The sequence below is a fragment of the Roseicella sp. DB1501 genome, assembly GCF_013112485.1.
Taxonomy (GTDB): Bacteria; Pseudomonadota; Alphaproteobacteria; order Acetobacterales; family Acetobacteraceae; genus Paracraurococcus.
Genome location: NZ_JABFHG010000013.1, coordinates 134,981 through 150,635 on the forward strand (window position 1 = coordinate 134,981; position 15,655 = coordinate 150,635).

General features: G+C 70.3%; 15 protein-coding genes. 14 read left to right on the plus strand and 1 reads right to left on the minus strand.

Features of this window, described 5'->3' with window-relative positions:
* Nucleotides 1–34: 34 nt before the first annotated feature.
* From HJG45_RS22565 to HJG45_RS22575, 3 genes are all read left to right on the plus strand, one after another.
* Nucleotides 35–1,099: an amidohydrolase family protein gene (locus HJG45_RS22565; protein WP_171615305.1), complete on the plus strand. Its 1,065-nt coding sequence runs from the start codon at nucleotides 35–37 to the stop codon at nucleotides 1,097–1,099.
* The gene (locus HJG45_RS22570; protein ID WP_217363008.1) at nucleotides 1,096–2,208 is read left to right on the plus strand and encodes an amidohydrolase family protein; all 1,113 of its coding nucleotides are present in this window, start codon (nucleotides 1,096–1,098) and stop codon (nucleotides 2,206–2,208) included. The genes HJG45_RS22565 and HJG45_RS22570 overlap by 4 nt, the downstream gene beginning before the upstream one ends.
* Before the next feature lie 238 nt (nucleotides 2,209–2,446).
* Nucleotides 2,447–2,860: a Rieske (2Fe-2S) protein gene (locus HJG45_RS22575; RefSeq protein ID WP_111472160.1), complete on the plus strand. Its 414-nt coding sequence runs from the start codon at nucleotides 2,447–2,449 to the stop codon at nucleotides 2,858–2,860.
* 152 nt (nucleotides 2,861–3,012) lie between these two features.
* On the opposite strand, the gene HJG45_RS22580 is transcribed toward HJG45_RS22575, so the two are convergent.
* Nucleotides 3,013–3,870: an SDR family oxidoreductase gene (locus HJG45_RS22580; RefSeq protein ID WP_171615307.1), complete on the minus strand. Its 858-nt coding sequence runs from the start codon at nucleotides 3,868–3,870 to the stop codon at nucleotides 3,013–3,015.
* Between the two features lie 152 nt (nucleotides 3,871–4,022).
* Here HJG45_RS22580 and HJG45_RS22585 point away from each other — a divergent pair, with 152 nt between their 5' ends.
* The 11 genes from HJG45_RS22585 (at nucleotide 4,023) to HJG45_RS22635 (ending at nucleotide 15,654) form a co-directional block, all read left to right on the plus strand.
* A complete protein-coding gene (locus HJG45_RS22585; protein WP_254452715.1) occupies nucleotides 4,023–5,081 on the plus strand; it encodes a UV damage endonuclease UvsE in 1,059 nt (352 codons plus the stop codon).
* Between the two features lie 37 nt (nucleotides 5,082–5,118).
* Nucleotides 5,119–5,442 carry a preprotein translocase subunit SecG gene (secG, locus tag HJG45_RS22590; protein ID WP_171615309.1) on the plus strand — a complete coding sequence of 108 codons (324 nt, stop codon included), beginning with the start codon at nucleotides 5,119–5,121 and terminating at the stop codon, nucleotides 5,440–5,442.
* Nucleotides 5,443–5,569: 127 nt separating this feature from the next.
* Entirely contained in the window at nucleotides 5,570–7,204 is a 1,635-nt protein-coding gene (locus tag HJG45_RS22595) for a CTP synthase (protein ID WP_171615311.1), read from the plus strand.
* A gap of 362 nt (nucleotides 7,205–7,566) precedes the next feature.
* Nucleotides 7,567–8,499, plus strand: coding sequence for a hypothetical protein (locus tag HJG45_RS22600; protein WP_171615313.1), 933 nt, complete (start codon nucleotides 7,567–7,569; stop codon nucleotides 8,497–8,499).
* A 173-nt stretch (nucleotides 8,500–8,672) separates the two neighbouring features.
* Nucleotides 8,673–9,950, plus strand: a complete 1,278-nt coding sequence (eno, locus tag HJG45_RS22605) for a phosphopyruvate hydratase (protein WP_171615315.1) — start codon at nucleotides 8,673–8,675, stop codon at nucleotides 9,948–9,950.
* A 166-nt stretch (nucleotides 9,951–10,116) separates the two neighbouring features.
* On the plus strand, nucleotides 10,117–10,449 hold the full coding sequence (locus HJG45_RS22610; RefSeq protein ID WP_171615318.1) for a septum formation initiator family protein: 333 nt from the start codon (nucleotides 10,117–10,119) through the stop codon (nucleotides 10,447–10,449).
* Between the two features lie 367 nt (nucleotides 10,450–10,816).
* Nucleotides 10,817–11,794 (plus strand): pyruvate dehydrogenase (acetyl-transferring) E1 component subunit alpha, encoded by a 978-nt coding sequence (gene pdhA, locus HJG45_RS22615; protein ID WP_217363009.1) that lies wholly within the window; start codon nucleotides 10,817–10,819, stop codon nucleotides 11,792–11,794.
* A gap of 1 nt (nucleotide 11,795) precedes the next feature.
* Nucleotides 11,796–13,226: a pyruvate dehydrogenase complex E1 component subunit beta gene (locus HJG45_RS22620; protein WP_171615322.1), complete on the plus strand. Its 1,431-nt coding sequence runs from the start codon at nucleotides 11,796–11,798 to the stop codon at nucleotides 13,224–13,226.
* 27 nt (nucleotides 13,227–13,253) lie between these two features.
* Nucleotides 13,254–14,726 carry a pyruvate dehydrogenase complex dihydrolipoamide acetyltransferase gene (locus HJG45_RS22625; RefSeq protein WP_171615324.1) on the plus strand — a complete coding sequence of 491 codons (1,473 nt, stop codon included), beginning with the start codon at nucleotides 13,254–13,256 and terminating at the stop codon, nucleotides 14,724–14,726.
* Nucleotides 14,723–15,115, plus strand: coding sequence for a VOC family protein (locus HJG45_RS22630; RefSeq protein WP_171615326.1), 393 nt, complete (start codon nucleotides 14,723–14,725; stop codon nucleotides 15,113–15,115). Before HJG45_RS22625 ends, HJG45_RS22630 begins: the two co-directional genes overlap by 4 nt.
* Nucleotides 15,112–15,654 carry a GNAT family N-acetyltransferase gene (locus HJG45_RS22635; RefSeq protein WP_171615328.1) on the plus strand — a complete coding sequence of 181 codons (543 nt, stop codon included), beginning with the start codon at nucleotides 15,112–15,114 and terminating at the stop codon, nucleotides 15,652–15,654. Before HJG45_RS22630 ends, HJG45_RS22635 begins: the two co-directional genes overlap by 4 nt.
* The last annotated feature ends 1 nt before the right edge of the window (nucleotide 15,655 follow it).

Here is a 15,655-nt window from a genome sequence, read left to right on the forward strand (position 1 = left end):
ATCCCGGAACGGGATCGCAACGGCAGGAAGCGGCATGTTCAGCGGGTACCGCCCGATCGATTGCGACCTTCACCCCATGGTGCCGGGCATGAAGGCGCTGACCCCCTATATGGACGCCTTCTGGGCGGATCAGGTGGTGGAGCGGGGCATCACCACCCTCGACAGCCAGTCCTGGCCGGTGGCCTCGCCGAAGACCATCCGGGCCGACTGGCGCGGGCCGGACGGCCGCGGGGCGGAGAGCGTCGCGCAGTTGCAGAGCCAGGTGCTGGATCGCTTCGGCGTCGAGACCGCCATCCTGAACCCCCTCTATGGCGTGCAGCTCGTCCTCAACCAGGACATGGCCGTCGCCTTCACCCGGGCGCTGAACGACTGGACGCGGGCCGAATGGCTCGACCGCGACGACCGCCTGCGCGCCTCCATCGTGCTGCCGATGCAGAGCGTCGAGGCGGCGGTGGAGGAGATCGAGCGCCTTGCCCCCGACCGGCGCTTCGTGCAGGTGCTGGCGCTGGCGCTGGGCGAGAATCCGCTCGGCAAGCGGCAATACTGGCCGGTCTACGAGGCCTGCGTCCGGCACGGGCTGCCGCTCGGCATCCATGCCGGCAGCGCCTATCGCCACCCGCAGACCTCGGTGGGCTGGACCTCCTGGTATCTCGAGGAATACGCCGCCAACCAGCAGGGCTTCCAGAGCTGCCTCGCCAGCCTGCTGACCGAGGGCGCGCTGGTGAAATTCCCCGAGCTCAAGGTCGTGCTGCTGGAATCCGGCGTCACCTGGCTGCCTGCCTTCCTCTGGCGCTTGCAGAAGACCTGGAAGGGCGTGCGCTTCGAGATCCCCTGGGTGGACCGGCTACCGGCCGAGATCATCCGCGACCAGGTGCGCCTGACCGCCCAGCCGCTGGATGCGCCGGCCGAGGCGGTGCAGCGAATCCTCGACCATCTGCGTTCGGACAGGATGCTGCTCTGGGCCTCGGACTGGCCGCACTGGCAGTTCGACGGCGACGCCGCCCTGCCGCCGGGGCTGCCCGAGGCCCTGCTGCCGAAATTGCTGCGCGACAACGCGCTTGCGACCTATGGTCGGATCCGGGAGGGAGTTCCCGCATGATGAACGTCATCCAGCCCATCGCCGCGCCTGGCCGGCCGGCGGCCGCCACCCTCGGCCTGATCGATGTGGACATCCATCCGCGGCCGAAGGTGCTGACCGAGTTCAAGCCCTTCCTTTCGGAGCGGTGGTGGCAGCATCTCCAGACCTGGGGCATGCGCCAGCGGCACGGCTTCACCGGCGGCCAGCCGCCCTTCCCGAAGGCGCAGCCGCTCGCCTCCCGCCGCGACGCCTGGCCGCCCAATGGCGGCACCCCGGCCTCCGACCTCGATTTTCTGCGCTTCCAGCTGCTGGACAATTTCGGGATCGATTACGGCGTGCTGAACCCGCTGCAGCCGAGCGGCCAGGGCGACCGCAACAACGCCTTCTCCGCCGCCATGGCGCATGCGGTGAACGAGTGGCAGCTCGAGCACTGGCTGCGCAAGGAGCCGCGGCTGCGCGGCAGCGTCGTCGTGCCCTATGAGGACCCGCAGGCCTCGGCCGCGGAGATCCGCAAGCGTGCGGGCGACCCGAATTTCTGCCAGGTCCTGATGATGAGCCGGACCGCCGAGCCGGCCGGCAACCCGCGCTACTGGCCGATCTACGAGGCGGCGGCCGAGGTGGGCCTGCCGGTCGCCTTCCATGCCTTCGGCTATAGCGGCTGGGCCATGACCAATGGCGGCTGGCCGAGCTTCTACATCGAGGAGGTGAGCGAGCACGCCACCTCCTGCCAGAACCAGGTGATCTCCCTGGTGGTCGAGGGGGTCTTCGAGCGCATCCCGAACCTGAAGATCGTGCTGATTGAGTGCGGCTTCGCCTGGCTGCCCTCGGTCGGCTGGCGGCTCGACACGCATTGGAAGTCGCTGAAGTCCGAGGTGCCGCACCTCACCCGGGCGCCCTCGGAGCAGATCCGCGAACATATCTGGGTCTCCACCCAGCCGATGGAGGAGCCCGAGCGCGGCGCCCATCTGATCGACATCATGGGCTGGATCGGCTGGAACCGGATCCTCTTCGCCTCGGACTACCCGCACTGGGATTTCGACGATCCGCGCCAGGCGCTGCCGGGCATGATCCCGGCCGAGCACCGCGCCGGCATCTATGGCGGCAACGCCCGGGCGCTCTACGGCCTCTAGACCATGATCCGTTCACTCGGGTTCACGGATCATGGTCTAGCTTGTTGTTTTGTCGCGTGATTCACGCCTTCGGTGTTTCCACCTCAGGCGATCACGCTCTAGCGTCCCCACGACGTCGCTTGGGCGCCGTCGCGGCGGCCCCGTGATTCCCCTCCGGCCCGAGAGACATCACGGCCTGCCGCGGCGAAGCCGCGGCAGGGCAACGGAAAGCGACTGTTTTTCATAGGCGTTCCGGGACATGGCGAAGCTGATCGTGGGGGCGGTGGCGGAGATTCCGCCCGGCGGGCGCAAGCTCGTCGAGGCGGAAGGCAAGCGCATCGTCGTCTTCAACCTGGCGGGCGAGTTCTTCGCCCTCTCCGACCGCTGCCCGCATCAGGGCGGCAGCCTTTGCGCCGGGCTGGTCTCGGGCCATGTCGACAGCCCGGAGCCGGGCGTCTACCGCTATGGCCGCCGGGGCGAGATGATCCGCTGCCCCTGGCACTACTGGGAATTCGACATCCGCACCGGCAAGAGCTGGTTCGACCCGAAGCGGGTGCAGGTCCGGCAATTCCCGGCCCATGTCGAGAAGGGGGCGGCGCTGGTCGAGGGGCCCTACACCGCCGAGACCTTCCCGGTCAGCGTCGAGGACGATTACGTGGTGGTCGAGGCCTAGGACCTCCCCACGACGTCGCTGCACGCCGCCGCAGGGGCCCGTGCTTCGCTTCGAGCCCGAGGGGCGTCGCAGCCTGCCGCGGTGAAGCCGCAGCAGGGCAACGGGCAGCGTCAACCTCAACACGCCGTCGAGGGGGCCGGCCGGCCCAGCCCTCAACCCCTGTCCTTCGCCATGAAGGCGGCGAAGGCCCCGGCATAGTCTGGGTGCCAGCGCGACAGTGCCGGGCGGTTCTCGACGATGTCGCCCGCCGCCCAGAGGATGCGCCGCTCATCCGTCGCCCGGTCCACGTCGTTGTCCGGGCAGAGGATGTAGAAATCCCCGGCTGCCAGCCGCTGCATTATGAAGTCGACGGTCTGCTCCGGCGTCCAGGCCGCCGCCGGCTTCTCGGCCCGGCCCTTCGCCGTCAGGTCGGTGAAGACGAAGCCCGGGATCAGCAGATGCGCGCTGATCCGGCAGCCGGGGGCGTTGCGCAGGCTGTGCTGCAGCGCCTCGGTGAAGGCCTTCACTCCGGCCTTCGAGACGTTGTAGGCCGGGTCCCCCGGCGGGGTGGTGATGCCCTGCTTGGAGCCGGTGTTGATGATGAAGCCCGGCCGGCCGCGCGCAACCATGCCCGGCATGAAGGCCCGGCTGCCATGGATCACGCCCCAGAGATTCACCCCGATGATCCTTTCCCAGGCATCGAGGCTGCCGGGCAGGTCGCTGCCAGGCTGGATCCCGGCATTGTTCATCAGCACGTCGGTGCCGCCGAAGCGCTCCCGCACCCGCGCTTCCAGCGCCTCCACCTCCTCGGCGCGGCTGACATCGACCGCGGCCGCCAGCACCCCGTCGCGGCCGCCGGGGGCGAGGGCGGCCAGGGCCTCGGCCGCCGCCTCCAGCCGCTCGCCGCCGCGATCGGCGATGCAGACCCGCAGCCCCATTTCGGCCCAGCGCCGCGCCGCGGCGAGGCCGATGCCGGAGGCGCCGCCGGTGATCACCGCGACGGAGCCGGGGTCGAGAGCGATCTGGGTCATGGGGTCTCCTTCCTGGCGTTCGGCCGGGTCATGCGGACGACGCCCGCGGGATGATGGGCAGCGGATGTTTCCGGGGGAACGTGCCGCGCCGGGCGAAGATGCGGACGGAGAGCCCCGCCCGAACCCGTCCCCTTGGCACGCGTTCCGCCCGCATGCGAATCGGCTGGTGCTGCAAATGGGTGCCGCCGCCGGGAGACGACCGGCCGGCCGCGGCGATGAACCTGCGCGACACCACCGTCGCGGCGATCTCCCGGCTCTCCCCGGCCGCGGCGACGGCGAAGCTGCTCGGCTTGGTGCAGGGCAATCTCGCGGCCCTGGCCGCCCAGGTGGAGGAGGTGGCCGTGGCGCCGCCGCTCGAGCGCTGCCTGCGCATCATCAGCACCCTGCTGCCGGTCTATACCCATCCTGTCGCACGCCCGCTTTATGCCGAGCCGGCGCTGCGCGAGGCGGCGGAGACCGGCCTCGCCGCCATCGGCGCCCGGGCCCGCGTCGCCGACATCCGCCTCTCCATGCATCCCGGCCAGTTCTGCCTGCTCGCCACCGACAATCCGCGGGCGCTGGAGAACAGCATCGCCGATCTCGACTACCATACCGAGATCATGCGCTGGCTCGGCCTCGCCGGCGGCTGGCATCCGCAGGGGGCGCATATCAACATCCATGGCGGCGCCCGCGGCCCCGGCCTCGCCGGCTTCCGCCGCGGCCTCGCCCGGCTCTCCGCCGAGACGCAGGGGCTGCTGACGGTGGAGAATGACGAGACCGCCTACGGCCTCGACGACCTGCTGCCGCTGGCCGAGACCCTGCCCATCGTCTTCGACCTGCACCATCACTGGTGCTTCACCGCCGGCGAGCATATCGACCCGGCGGATGCCCGCCTCGCCACCGTGCGGGAGAGTTGGCGCGGCACCCGCCCGATCGGCCATCTGAGCGCCCCGCGGGAGGACCTGCTGCCGGGCGGCCTGGATCCGGACCGCCTGCCCGACTACCAGGGCCTGCTCGCGGCCGGCGTCCCGACGCGGGCGTTGCGGCGGCATTCGGACCGGATGTGGAACCGGGCGGTGAATGACTGGGCGCTCGACCACCTCGCCGGGATGGACCTCGAGGTCGAGGCGAAGGCGAAGAACCTGGCCAGCCGGGATCTGGCGGAGGCGGCGCGGGCGCGTGGGGCCGGGCCGGCACGGCCAAGGGTGGCATCCGGCGCGCCCAGCCTGTAGAAGGCGCAGCCTCGCCTTCCGGACCCTGTCGGAGCCCATGGCCACCGTCCTTCTCATCATCCATCTCTTCGTCACCCTCGCCCTGATCGGCGTGGTGCTGCTGCAGCGCAGCGAGGGCGGAGGGCTTGGCATCGGCTCCTCCCAGGGCATGGGCGGGTTCATGACCGGCCGCGGCACGGCCAATCTGCTGACCCGCACCACCGCCGTCCTGGGCACTGCCTTCTTCGTGCTGTCGCTGACGCTGGCGCTGCTCGGGCGCGGCACCGGCCTGCAGCGCTCGATCCTGGACGCGCCCCCGCCGCCCGCCGCGCCGAGCGCGCCGGCTCCGGCACCTGCCTCCCCGGCCGTCCCGACGAACTGATCCCCCGGCTACGGCGACTCGCCGCTGCCGCCCTGGCTGGCGGCGCGGTCACAATGCCCGCCAATGCATGGCCGCCCTGTGATGCCCGGGTAGCCGCAACGCGCCGCAGGCGCTATGGAGGCCGTCCATGGCGCGGTTCGTATTCATCACCGGCGGCGTGGTATCCTCCCTGGGCAAGGGCATCGCGGCGGCGTCTCTCGGGGCGCTGTTGCAGGCACGCGGCTACAAGGTCCGGCTACGCAAGCTCGACCCCTATCTCAACGTCGATCCGGGCACGATGAGCCCGTATCAGCACGGCGAGGTCTTCGTCACCGATGACGGTGCCGAGACCGATCTCGACCTCGGGCATTACGAGCGCTTCACCGGCGTGCATGCCACGAAGGCCGACAACTGGACGACGGGACGGATCTATTCCGACGTCATCGCCGCCGAGCGGCGGGGCGACTATCTCGGCGGCACCGTCCAGGTCATTCCGCACATCACCGACAAGATCAAGGAAGTGGTCCAGGCGGAGACCGACGGCTACGACTTCGTCCTCGTCGAGGTGGGCGGCACGGTCGGCGACATCGAGTCGCTGCCCTTCCTCGAGGCCATCCGGCAGCTCGCCAACGAGATGGGGCCGCAGCGCAGCCTCTTCGTCCACCTGACCCTGCTGCCCTACATCCCCTCGGCCGGCGAGCTGAAGACCAAGCCGACGCAGCATTCGGTGAAGGAGCTGCTCGGCCTCGGCATCCAGCCGCAGGTCCTGCTCTGCCGCTGCGACCGGCCGATCCCCGAGAACGAGCGGCGCAAGATCGCGCTCTTCTGCAACGTCCGGCCGGAGAGCGTGATCCCGGCGCTCGATGCCGGCACCATCTACGACGTGCCCCTGCAATACCATGCGGAGGGCATGGACCAGGAGGTGCTGCGGCATTTCGGCCTCTCGGCCTATGGCGAGCCGGACATGCGCCGCTGGGAGAACATCGTCCATGCGGTGAAGCAGCCCGAGGGCGAGGTCACCATCGCCGTCGTCGGCAAGTACACGAACCTCCTCGACAGCTACAAATCCCTGGCCGAGGCGCTGACGCATGGCGGCATCGCCCACAATGTCCGGGTGAAGCTCGACTGGGTCGATTCCGAGGTCTTCGAGCGCGATGCCGATGCCGTGGCGCGGCTCGAGGGCATGAGCGGCATCCTGGTGCCGGGCGGCTTCGGCGAGCGCGGCACCCCCGGCAAGCTCGAGGCGGTGCGCTTCGCCCGCGAGCGCCGCGTGCCCTTCTTCGGCATCTGCTTCGGCATGCAGATGGCGGTGATCGAGGCGGCGCGGAACCTGGTCGGCCTCAAGGGCGCCTCCTCGACCGAGTTCGGCCCCTGCGAGCATCCGGTGGTCGGGCTGATGACCGAATGGCTGCGCGGCAACGCGCTCGAGCGGCGCAACGCCCAGGGCGATCTCGGCGGCACCATGCGCCTCGGCTCCTATGTCGCGCGGCTGGTCGAGGGCTCGCTGGTGCAGAAGGTCTATGGCGGCGCCAGCGAGATCACCGAGCGGCACCGGCATCGCTACGAGGTCAACGTCAACTACAAGGACCAGCTGGAGGAGGCGGGGCTGCGCTTCTCCGGCATGTCGCCGGACGGGGCGCTGCCGGAGATCGTCGAATATCCCGACCATCCCTGGTTCATCGGCGTGCAGTACCATCCGGAGCTGCGCAGCAAGCCCTTCGACCCGCATCCGCTCTTCCGCGGCTTCATCGGCGCCGCGGTGCGCCAGGCCCGGCTGGTCTGAGGCGCCGCCCGGTTCATGCGGCTTGCCCGCGGCGCCGGCCCGCGAAGATGACAGCGGCTTAAGCGTTTATCGGAGCCGTCGCTTCCCGTTGCTCTGCCGCGGCTTGGCCGCGGCAGACTATACTGGCCATTGGGCGCGGCTTGGCCGCGGCAGACTATACTGGCCATTGGGCGCGGCTTGGCCGCGGCAGACTATACTGGCCATTGGGCGCGGCCTGGCCGCGGCAGGCTGTGACGCATCTCGGGCAAGAGGGGTCTCATGGGATCCCCGCAAAGCTGCGAAGCGGTTTTGTGGGGAATACGTAGCTTGACGCCGCCACCGCCGGCGGCGTCACTGCCGGCCTTCCTGGAGGCAAGTCCCGCATGGTTCCGCGTCGCGCCCTGGTCCTTCTCCTGCCACTGCTCGTCATGGGCTGCGCCGGCCGTGGCGAGCGGGCGGCGCCGGCGCCCCTGGCGCTCCGCTTTGGCGCGGCGCTGGAGGCGGCCGATCCGAGCGCCGATGCGCTGGTGACCCGGGTGGATGAGTTCGAGCGCATGGTCCTGCGCGAGGATGCGGCCATCGCCTTCGCCGAAGGGGGCCGCAAGGCCGGCCCGGCCCGCCTGCATCCGCCGCTCGCCGGCGCCGCGGAGGCCGCCGGCCGGGTGCTGATGCCGGCCTTCACCGCGCTCGGCGATTACGGCCATGGCTTGGCCCAGCTCGCCGATGGCGAGCCGGTCGAGCCGCGCTCCGGCCCGAGCGGCGCCCAGCTGGCGCGCGCCGCCGAGGACGGGCTGCTGGCGGTGCGGCAGGCGAGCGGCACCAGCGTGCCGGAGGCGGTGCGGCGGGCCGGGCTCGAGGGGATCATGGCCCTGTCCGATCTGTCCGACGGCATGGCCGCCGCCGGCCGCAACGCCAGCCTGAATGCCACGATCGCCGAGGCGGCGCCGCATGTCACCGCCGTCGCCGCCCTGCTGCGGGCGGTGATCGGCGCCGAAACGGGCCAGGGCACCCGCGGCGCCATCCAGGCCCGCCGCGAGGGGCTGGATGCGCAGCAGACCCGCTTCCTGGGCGCGGTCGCGGCCGATCGGCGGCTCGGCGTGGCGGAACGCTACGCGATCTATCGCGGCGTGGCGGCGATGCGCGACGACGATCCCGCCCAGGGCAGCTTCGGCGCCCTGGTCGAGGTGCTGGCGAGCCTCGAGGCGGCGCATGCGGCGCTGGCGACCCGCAGCGCCGATGCCGAGACGAAGGTCGCCGCCTTCGAGGCGGCGGTCGCCCAGCTCGGCGCCATGGCCGAGGCGTCGCGGCGCAACTGATTCGGCGCCCAAAGGGAGCAGGGGGGTACACGGGGACAGCCAAGGGGCCGGCGAGGCGGCAATTCCATTGCCGGTAGAAGGCCGGAAACCCGCCCTCCCTCGGTCCTCGCCCCCTTGCCCCTTTGGCCGGCCCGTCTTATGGCCGGCGCACCGAAGGCCAACCGGAGACGCGCATGTCCGCCATCGTCGACATCATCGCCCGCGAGGTCCTCGACAGTCGCGGGAACCCGACCGTCGAGGCGGAGGTCATGCTGGACAGCGGCGCCGTTGGCCGCGCCATCGTTCCCTCGGGCGCCTCGACCGGCGCGCATGAGGCGGTCGAGCTGCGCGACGGCGACAAGGCGCGCTTCGGCGGCAAGGGCGTGCTGAAGGCGGTGGCGAATGTCGAGGGCGAGATCTTCGACGCCCTCTCGGGCATGGACGCCGCCGAGCAGGTGCGCATCGACGAGACGATGATCGAGCTCGACGGCACGCCGAACAAGGGCCGGCTCGGCGCCAATGCCATCCTCGCTGTCTCGCTCGCGACGGCTAAGGCGGCGGCCGAGGATCTCGGCCAGCCGCTCTACCGCTATGTCGGCGGCGTCTTCGCCCGCACCCTGCCGGTGCCGATGATGAACATCATCAATGGCGGCCAGCACGCGGACAACCCGATCGACATCCAGGAATTCATGATCATGCCGGTCGGCGCCGGCACGCTGGCGGATGCGGCACGGATCGGCGCCGAGGTCTTCCACGCCCTGAAGAAGGCGCTGAAGGATGCCGGGCACAACACCAATGTCGGCGACGAGGGCGGCTTCGCGCCGGACCTGAAGTCCGCCGAGGAGGCGCTCGGCTTCATCGCCAAGGCTTGCGAGGCCGCTGGTCATCGCGTCGGCGAGGAGGTGGTCTTCGCCCTCGACTGCGCCGCGACCGAGTTCTTCAAGAACGGCATCTACGACATGGAGGGCGAGGGCAAGAAGCTCGATGCCGGCGGCATGGTGGACTACCTCGCCGGGCTCTGCGGCAAGTTTCCCATCGTCTCCATCGAGGATGGCTGCGCCGAGGATGACTGGGAGGGCTGGAAGCTGCTGACCGAGAGGCTCGGCGGGAAGCTGCAGCTCGTCGGCGACGACCTCTTCGTGACCAACCCGGAGCGCCTGCGCCGCGGCATCGAGGCGAAGACCGCGAATTCCATCCTGGTGAAGGTCAACCAGATCGGCACCCTGACCGAGACGTTGGACGCAGTCGAGATCGCCCACCGGGCCGGCTACACCGCGGTGATGAGCCACCGCTCGGGCGAGACCGAGGACGCGACCATCGCCGATCTCGCCGTCGCCACGAATTGCGGGCAGATCAAGACCGGCTCGCTCTCGCGCTCGGACCGGTTGGCCAAGTACAACCAGCTCATCCGCATCGAGCAGCAGCTCGGCACCGCCGCCCGCTTCGCCGGGCGGACCATTCTGCGGCGCTGAGGCCGGAGCGGGCGGGGCAGGCAGTCCCCGGCCCGGATCGCATCCGGCGAATGGCGGGATGCGCAGGAAACTTCCAGTTCGGCGCCACATGGCCTAGGATCGTGGCGCATCGGCGGTGCCGGTCCGGGGGGCGGGCCGGCCTTCGCCCTTGGGGGAAGTACCGGACATGTCCTTTGGCCGCGCCCTGAAGCGCCGGGTCCGTGATGCCATGCTGCCGGTCGCCTTCGCGGCGCTCTGCGGCTACTTCGTCTGGAATGCCCAGCAGGGCGATTTCGGCATGGTGGCGCGCGAGCGGAAACTGGCCGACATCGCCCAGGCCCGCGCCGCCCTGGTGCGGGCGGAGGCCGAGCGGGATGCCATGGAGCGGCGGGTCGCCGGGTTGCGCGGCGACCGCATCGACCGCGACGAGCTCGACGAGCGGGCGCGCACCCTGCTGAACCTCGTCGGCAAGGACGAGATCGTCATCCCCTACGAGCCGGGCAAGCGCCTCTTCCAATAGGTGGCCGCGTCCGGGCCCCCGGTCAGGACATCCCTTATCTGACGATGGCGTGAGCGCTCCCGGTCGGCTGTCCGGGCGCGTTGCCGCGCATCCTGCCACTGGCAACTTCGCGGTTGTTGCGCGGTTTCCGCCCCGGCCGCATCGGATGCCATTATCCGGCTGATATGGCTGTTGAGGGCGTTAACCAAAAATCGGTTAAGCACTGTATTGCATTGCAACATCGAGGTTTTTTAAACGGCCGTCGCTTGCCGCGAGACAGGTGGCCGCGTAGATCACGGTAACAGGAGACGAGAGGGAGCCGCCCATGGCCCAGGCAGCGGACACCGCTGGCGCCAAGCGCCGCACGCGGTCGGCGAAGGAGTCGTCGATGACGCGGGACCAGCTTCTCCAGGCCTACCACGACATGCTGTTGATCCGGCGCTTCGAGGAGAAGGCCGGCCAGCTCTACGGCATGGGGCTGATCGGCGGCTTCTGCCACCTCTATATCGGCCAGGAGGCGGTCGTCGTCGGCATGCAGGCCTGCCTCGAGCCGGGCGACCAGGTTATCACCTCCTACCGCGACCACGGCCACATGCTCGCCACGGGGATGGAGGCGCGCGGCGTGATGGCCGAGCTCACCGGGCGTTCGGGCGGCTACTCGCGCGGCAAGGGCGGCTCGATGCACATGTTCAGCCGCGAGAAGGGCTTCTACGGCGGGCATGGCATCGTCGGCGCCCAGGTCTCGCTCGGCACCGGCCTCGCCTTCTCCAACTGGTACCGCGAGAGCCGCAACGTCAGCCTGACCTATTTCGGCGAGGGCGCCTCGAACCAGGGCCAGGTCTACGAGAGCTTCAACCTCGCCGCCCTGATGAAGCTGCCGGTCATCTTCATCATCGAGAACAACAAGTACGGCATGGGCACGAGCGTGGAGCGCGCCAGCGCCTCGCACGACCTCTCGAAGAACGGCGCCGCCTGGGGCATTCCCGGCGAGCAGGTCAACGGCATGGACGTCACCGCGGTGAAGGAGGCCGGCGAGCGCGCCGCTGCCCACTGCCGCGAGGGCAAGGGCCCCTATCTGCTCGAGATGAAGACCTACCGCTATCGCGGCCATTCCATGTCCGACCCGGCGAAGTACCGCACGCGGGAGGAGGTGCAGAAGATGCGCGAGCAGTCCGATCCGATCGAGACGGCGCGCAAGATGCTGCTGGAGCAGGACGTCTCCGAGGCGGAGCTGAAGAAGATCGACGACGAGGTGAAGGCTGTGGTCCAGGAGGCCGCCGACTTCGCGCAGAAGAGCCCGGAGCCGGACGAGGCCGAGCTCTGGACCGACGTGCTGCTGGAAGCTCCCGTCATGGAGGCCCGCTGAGATGGGCGTGCAGATCCTGATGCCGGCGCTCTCCCCCACCATGACGGAGGGCAAGCTCTCCCGGTGGCTGAAGAAGGAGGGCGATGAGGTCAAGTCCGGCGACGTGATCGCCGAGATCGAGACCGATAAGGCCACCATGGAGGTGGAGGCGGTCGACGAGGGCAAGCTCACGAAGATCCTGGTGCCTGAGGGCACCGAGGGAGTCTCGGTGAACAGCCCGATCGCCGAGCTCGATGGCGGCGGCGACACACCCTCGCAGGGCGCGGCGCCCGGCCAGGACACGGCCGCGCCGCAGCAGCCGGCGCCGCCGGCGGCCGCCAGCCACAAGGTGGGCGAGGTGGCGAAGCAGGCCGAGGACCATGCCGCAGTCGCCGAGCGCGGGGCGCAGCGCGGCGAGGGGGCGGCCAAAGCCGGCGAGGCGGCGGCCGCGCCCGAGAAGGACTGGGGCCCGACCAAGCCGATCACGGTGCGCGAGGCGCTGCGCGACGCCATGGCGCTCGAGATGCGGCGCGACAAGGACGTCTTCCTGATGGGCGAGGAGGTCGCCCAGTACCAGGGCGCCTACAAGATCTCGCAGGGGCTGCTCGATGAGTTCGGGCCGCGGCGGGTGATCGACACGCCGATCACCGAGCACGGCTTCACCGGCATGGCGGTGGGCGCGGCGATGACCGGCCTGCGGCCGATCGTCGAGTACATGACCTTCAATTTCTCCATGCAGGCGATCGACCAGATCATCAACAGCGCCGCCAAGACGCTGTACATGAGCGGCGGCCAGCTCGGTTGCCCGATCGTCTTCCGCGGCCCGAACGGCGCCGCCGCCCGCGTCGCGGCGCAGCACAGCCAGTGCTATGCAAGCTGGTACGCGCATGTGCCGGGGCTGAAGGTGGTGGCGCCCTGGTCCTCGGCGGATGCCAAGGGCCTGTTGCGCGCCGCGATCCGCGACCCGAACCCGGTGATCGTGCTGGAGAACGAGATCCTCTACGGCCATACCTTCGAATGCCCGACGGCGGACGACTTCATCCTGCCGATCGGCAAGGCGAAGATCGAGCGGCCGGGCAAGGACGTGACCATCGTCGCCTATTCCATCGCCGTCACCTGGGCGATGCAGGCGGCCGAGGCGCTGGCGAAGGAAGGGATCGAGGCGGAGGTGATCAACCTCCGCTCCATCCGCCCGCTCGATTCCGAGACCATCGCCGCCTCGGTGAAGAAGACCAACCGCCTCGTCACCGTCGAGGAGGGCTGGCCCTACGCCAATATTGGCACCGAGGTGGCGATGCAGGTGATCGAGGCCGCCTTCGACTGGTTGGACGCGCCGCCGGTGCGGGTCTGCGGCAAGGACGTGCCGATGCCCTATGCCGCCAACCTCGAGAAGCTGGCGCTGCCGACGCAGCCCGAGATCATCGAGGCGGTGAAGCGGGTCACCTACAAGTAGCGTCGGCAGGGACGGGGGATACGACCGATGGCAACCAACATCCTGATGCCCGCGCTCTCGCCGACCATGACCGAGGGCACGCTGGCGCGCTGGCTCAAGAAGGAGGGCGATGAGGTCAAGTCCGGCGACATCATCGCCGAGATCGAGACCGACAAGGCGACGATGGAGGTCGAGGCGGTCGACGAGGGCATCCTCGGCAGGATCCTGGTCGGCGACGGCACCCAGGGCGTGAAGGTGAACGACCCGATCGCGGTGCTGGTCGAGCCGGGCGAGAGCGTCAGCGACGCCGCCCCGGCGCCCCAGGCCCAAACCCCTCAGGCCCAAGCCCCCGAAGCCAAGGCATCCGAGGCCAAGGCGCCCGCGCCGCAGGGCTCGGAGGCGCCGGAGCCGGCGCAGTCGGCCAGCCAGGCGCCGGCGATCGAGGCCGTCAAGGCCTCGGGCGGCAAGGTCGCGGGCGCGGCGGAGCAGCCGGTGGCGATGCCGGCGGCTCAACCCTCCTCCCAGCCTTCGGCGCCGAAGGCCAATGGCCATGACCGGGCGGGGCAGGGCGGGGGAGAGCGCGTCTTCGCCTCGCCGCTGGCACGCCGCATGGCGCAGCAGGCCGGGCTCGATCTCGGCGGCGTGCAGGGCAGCGGACCCGGCGGCCGCATCGTGAAGTCGGATATCGAGGCGGCGCTGGCCAAGGGGCCGGCGGCGAAGCCGCAAGCCGCGCCGCAACCTGCGCCGCAACCGGCCGCCCCCGCTGCGGCGCCGCAGCCGGCCGCCGCCCTGAAGCCGGCCGCGCCGCCGCCCTCCGTCACCGCGCCGCACAAGGCGGTGCCGAACAGCACCATCCGCAAGGTCATCGCCCGCCGCCTGTCGGAGGCGAAGCAGACCATCCCGCATTTCTACGTCAGCACGGATTTCGAGATCGACGCGTTGCTGAAGCTGCGCGGCGACCTCAACGCCAAATCCGCCAAGGATGGGCCGGGGGCCTTCAAGCTCTCGGTCAACGACATGGTCATCAAGGCGGTGGCGGCGGTGCTGCGGCGCTTCCCCAACGTGAACGCCATGTGGACCGAGGAGGCGATCCTCCAGTTCGAGGATGTCGACATCTCGGTCGCGGTCTCGACGCCGACCGGCCTCATCACGCCGATCATCCGCAAGGCCGACCAGAAGGGCCTGTCGACGATCAGCAACGAGATGAAGGAGCTCGCCTCCCGCGCCAAGGCGAACAAGCTGAAGCCCGAGGAATTCCAGGGCGGCGGCTTCTCGATCTCCAATATGGGCATGTATGGCGTGAAGGATTTCAGCGCCATCATCAACCCGCCCCAGGCCGGCATCCTGGCAGTCGCCGCCGGCGAGCAGCGGCCGGTGGTCCGGGGCGGGCAGCTCGCCGTGGCGACGGTGATGACCTGCACCCTCTCGGTCGATCACCGCGTCATCGACGGGGCGCTGGCCGCCGAGTTCATGCAGGCCCTGAAGGGCGTGATCGAGGACCCGCTGAGCCTGATGCTGTGATCGACCACGTCTCGATCACGGTGCCGGACCTCGCCCTCGCCGCGTGCTTCTACGACGCGGCGATGGCGGCGCTCGGCGTCCCGGCGGTCGGGCATGACGAGGCGGCGCTGCGCTATGGCGAGCGCTGCGACGCGGCGCATCCGCGGCGCAGCTACCTGACGATCCGGCCCGGTCCCGCGCCAGGTTCGGCGGAGGGCCGCCACTGGTGCTTCAAGGCGGCGGACCGCGCAGCGGTGGAGCGGTTCTGGCGCGCCGGCCTGGCCGCAGGCGGCGCGGATGACGGCGCGCCGGGCCTCCGGCCGCATTACCACCCGCATTACTACGCCGCCTTCCTGCGCGACCCGGCCGGCAACCGCATCGAGGCGGTCTGCCACGAGGCGCCGGCATGAGCGGCCTCGCGCTGCGGCCGGCGGTGCCGGGGGACGAGGCGCTCGTCCTCGGCTTCGTCCGCGCCCTCGCCGAATATGAGAAGCTGGCGCATCAGGTGCGGGCGGAGGAGGCGGATATCCGCCGCCTGCTCTTCGGCCAGCCGGCGCGGGCCGAGGCGCTGATCGCCGAATGGGAGGGCGCCCCGGCCGGCTTCGCCCTCTGGTACTACAGCGTCTCGAGCTTCGACGGCCGGCCGAAGCTCTATGTCGAGGATGTCTTCGTCGCGCCCGAGCGGCGCGGAAAGGGCATCGGCCGCGCCATCTTCACGTGGCTGGCGCGTCGCGCCCTGGCCGAGGGCTGCGGCCGCATGGAGTGGTCGGTGCTCGATTGGAACGCCCCCTCCATCGCCTTCTACCGATCGATCGGCGCCCGGCCGCGCGAGGGCTGGACCCTGCAGCGCCTCGGCGGCGCGGCGCTCCGGGCGCTGGCCAGGCAGGACGCGCCCGCCTCGGAGGCAGAGGCAGGAACAGGGGCCGGACAACAGGACCAGGAGAGGTGAC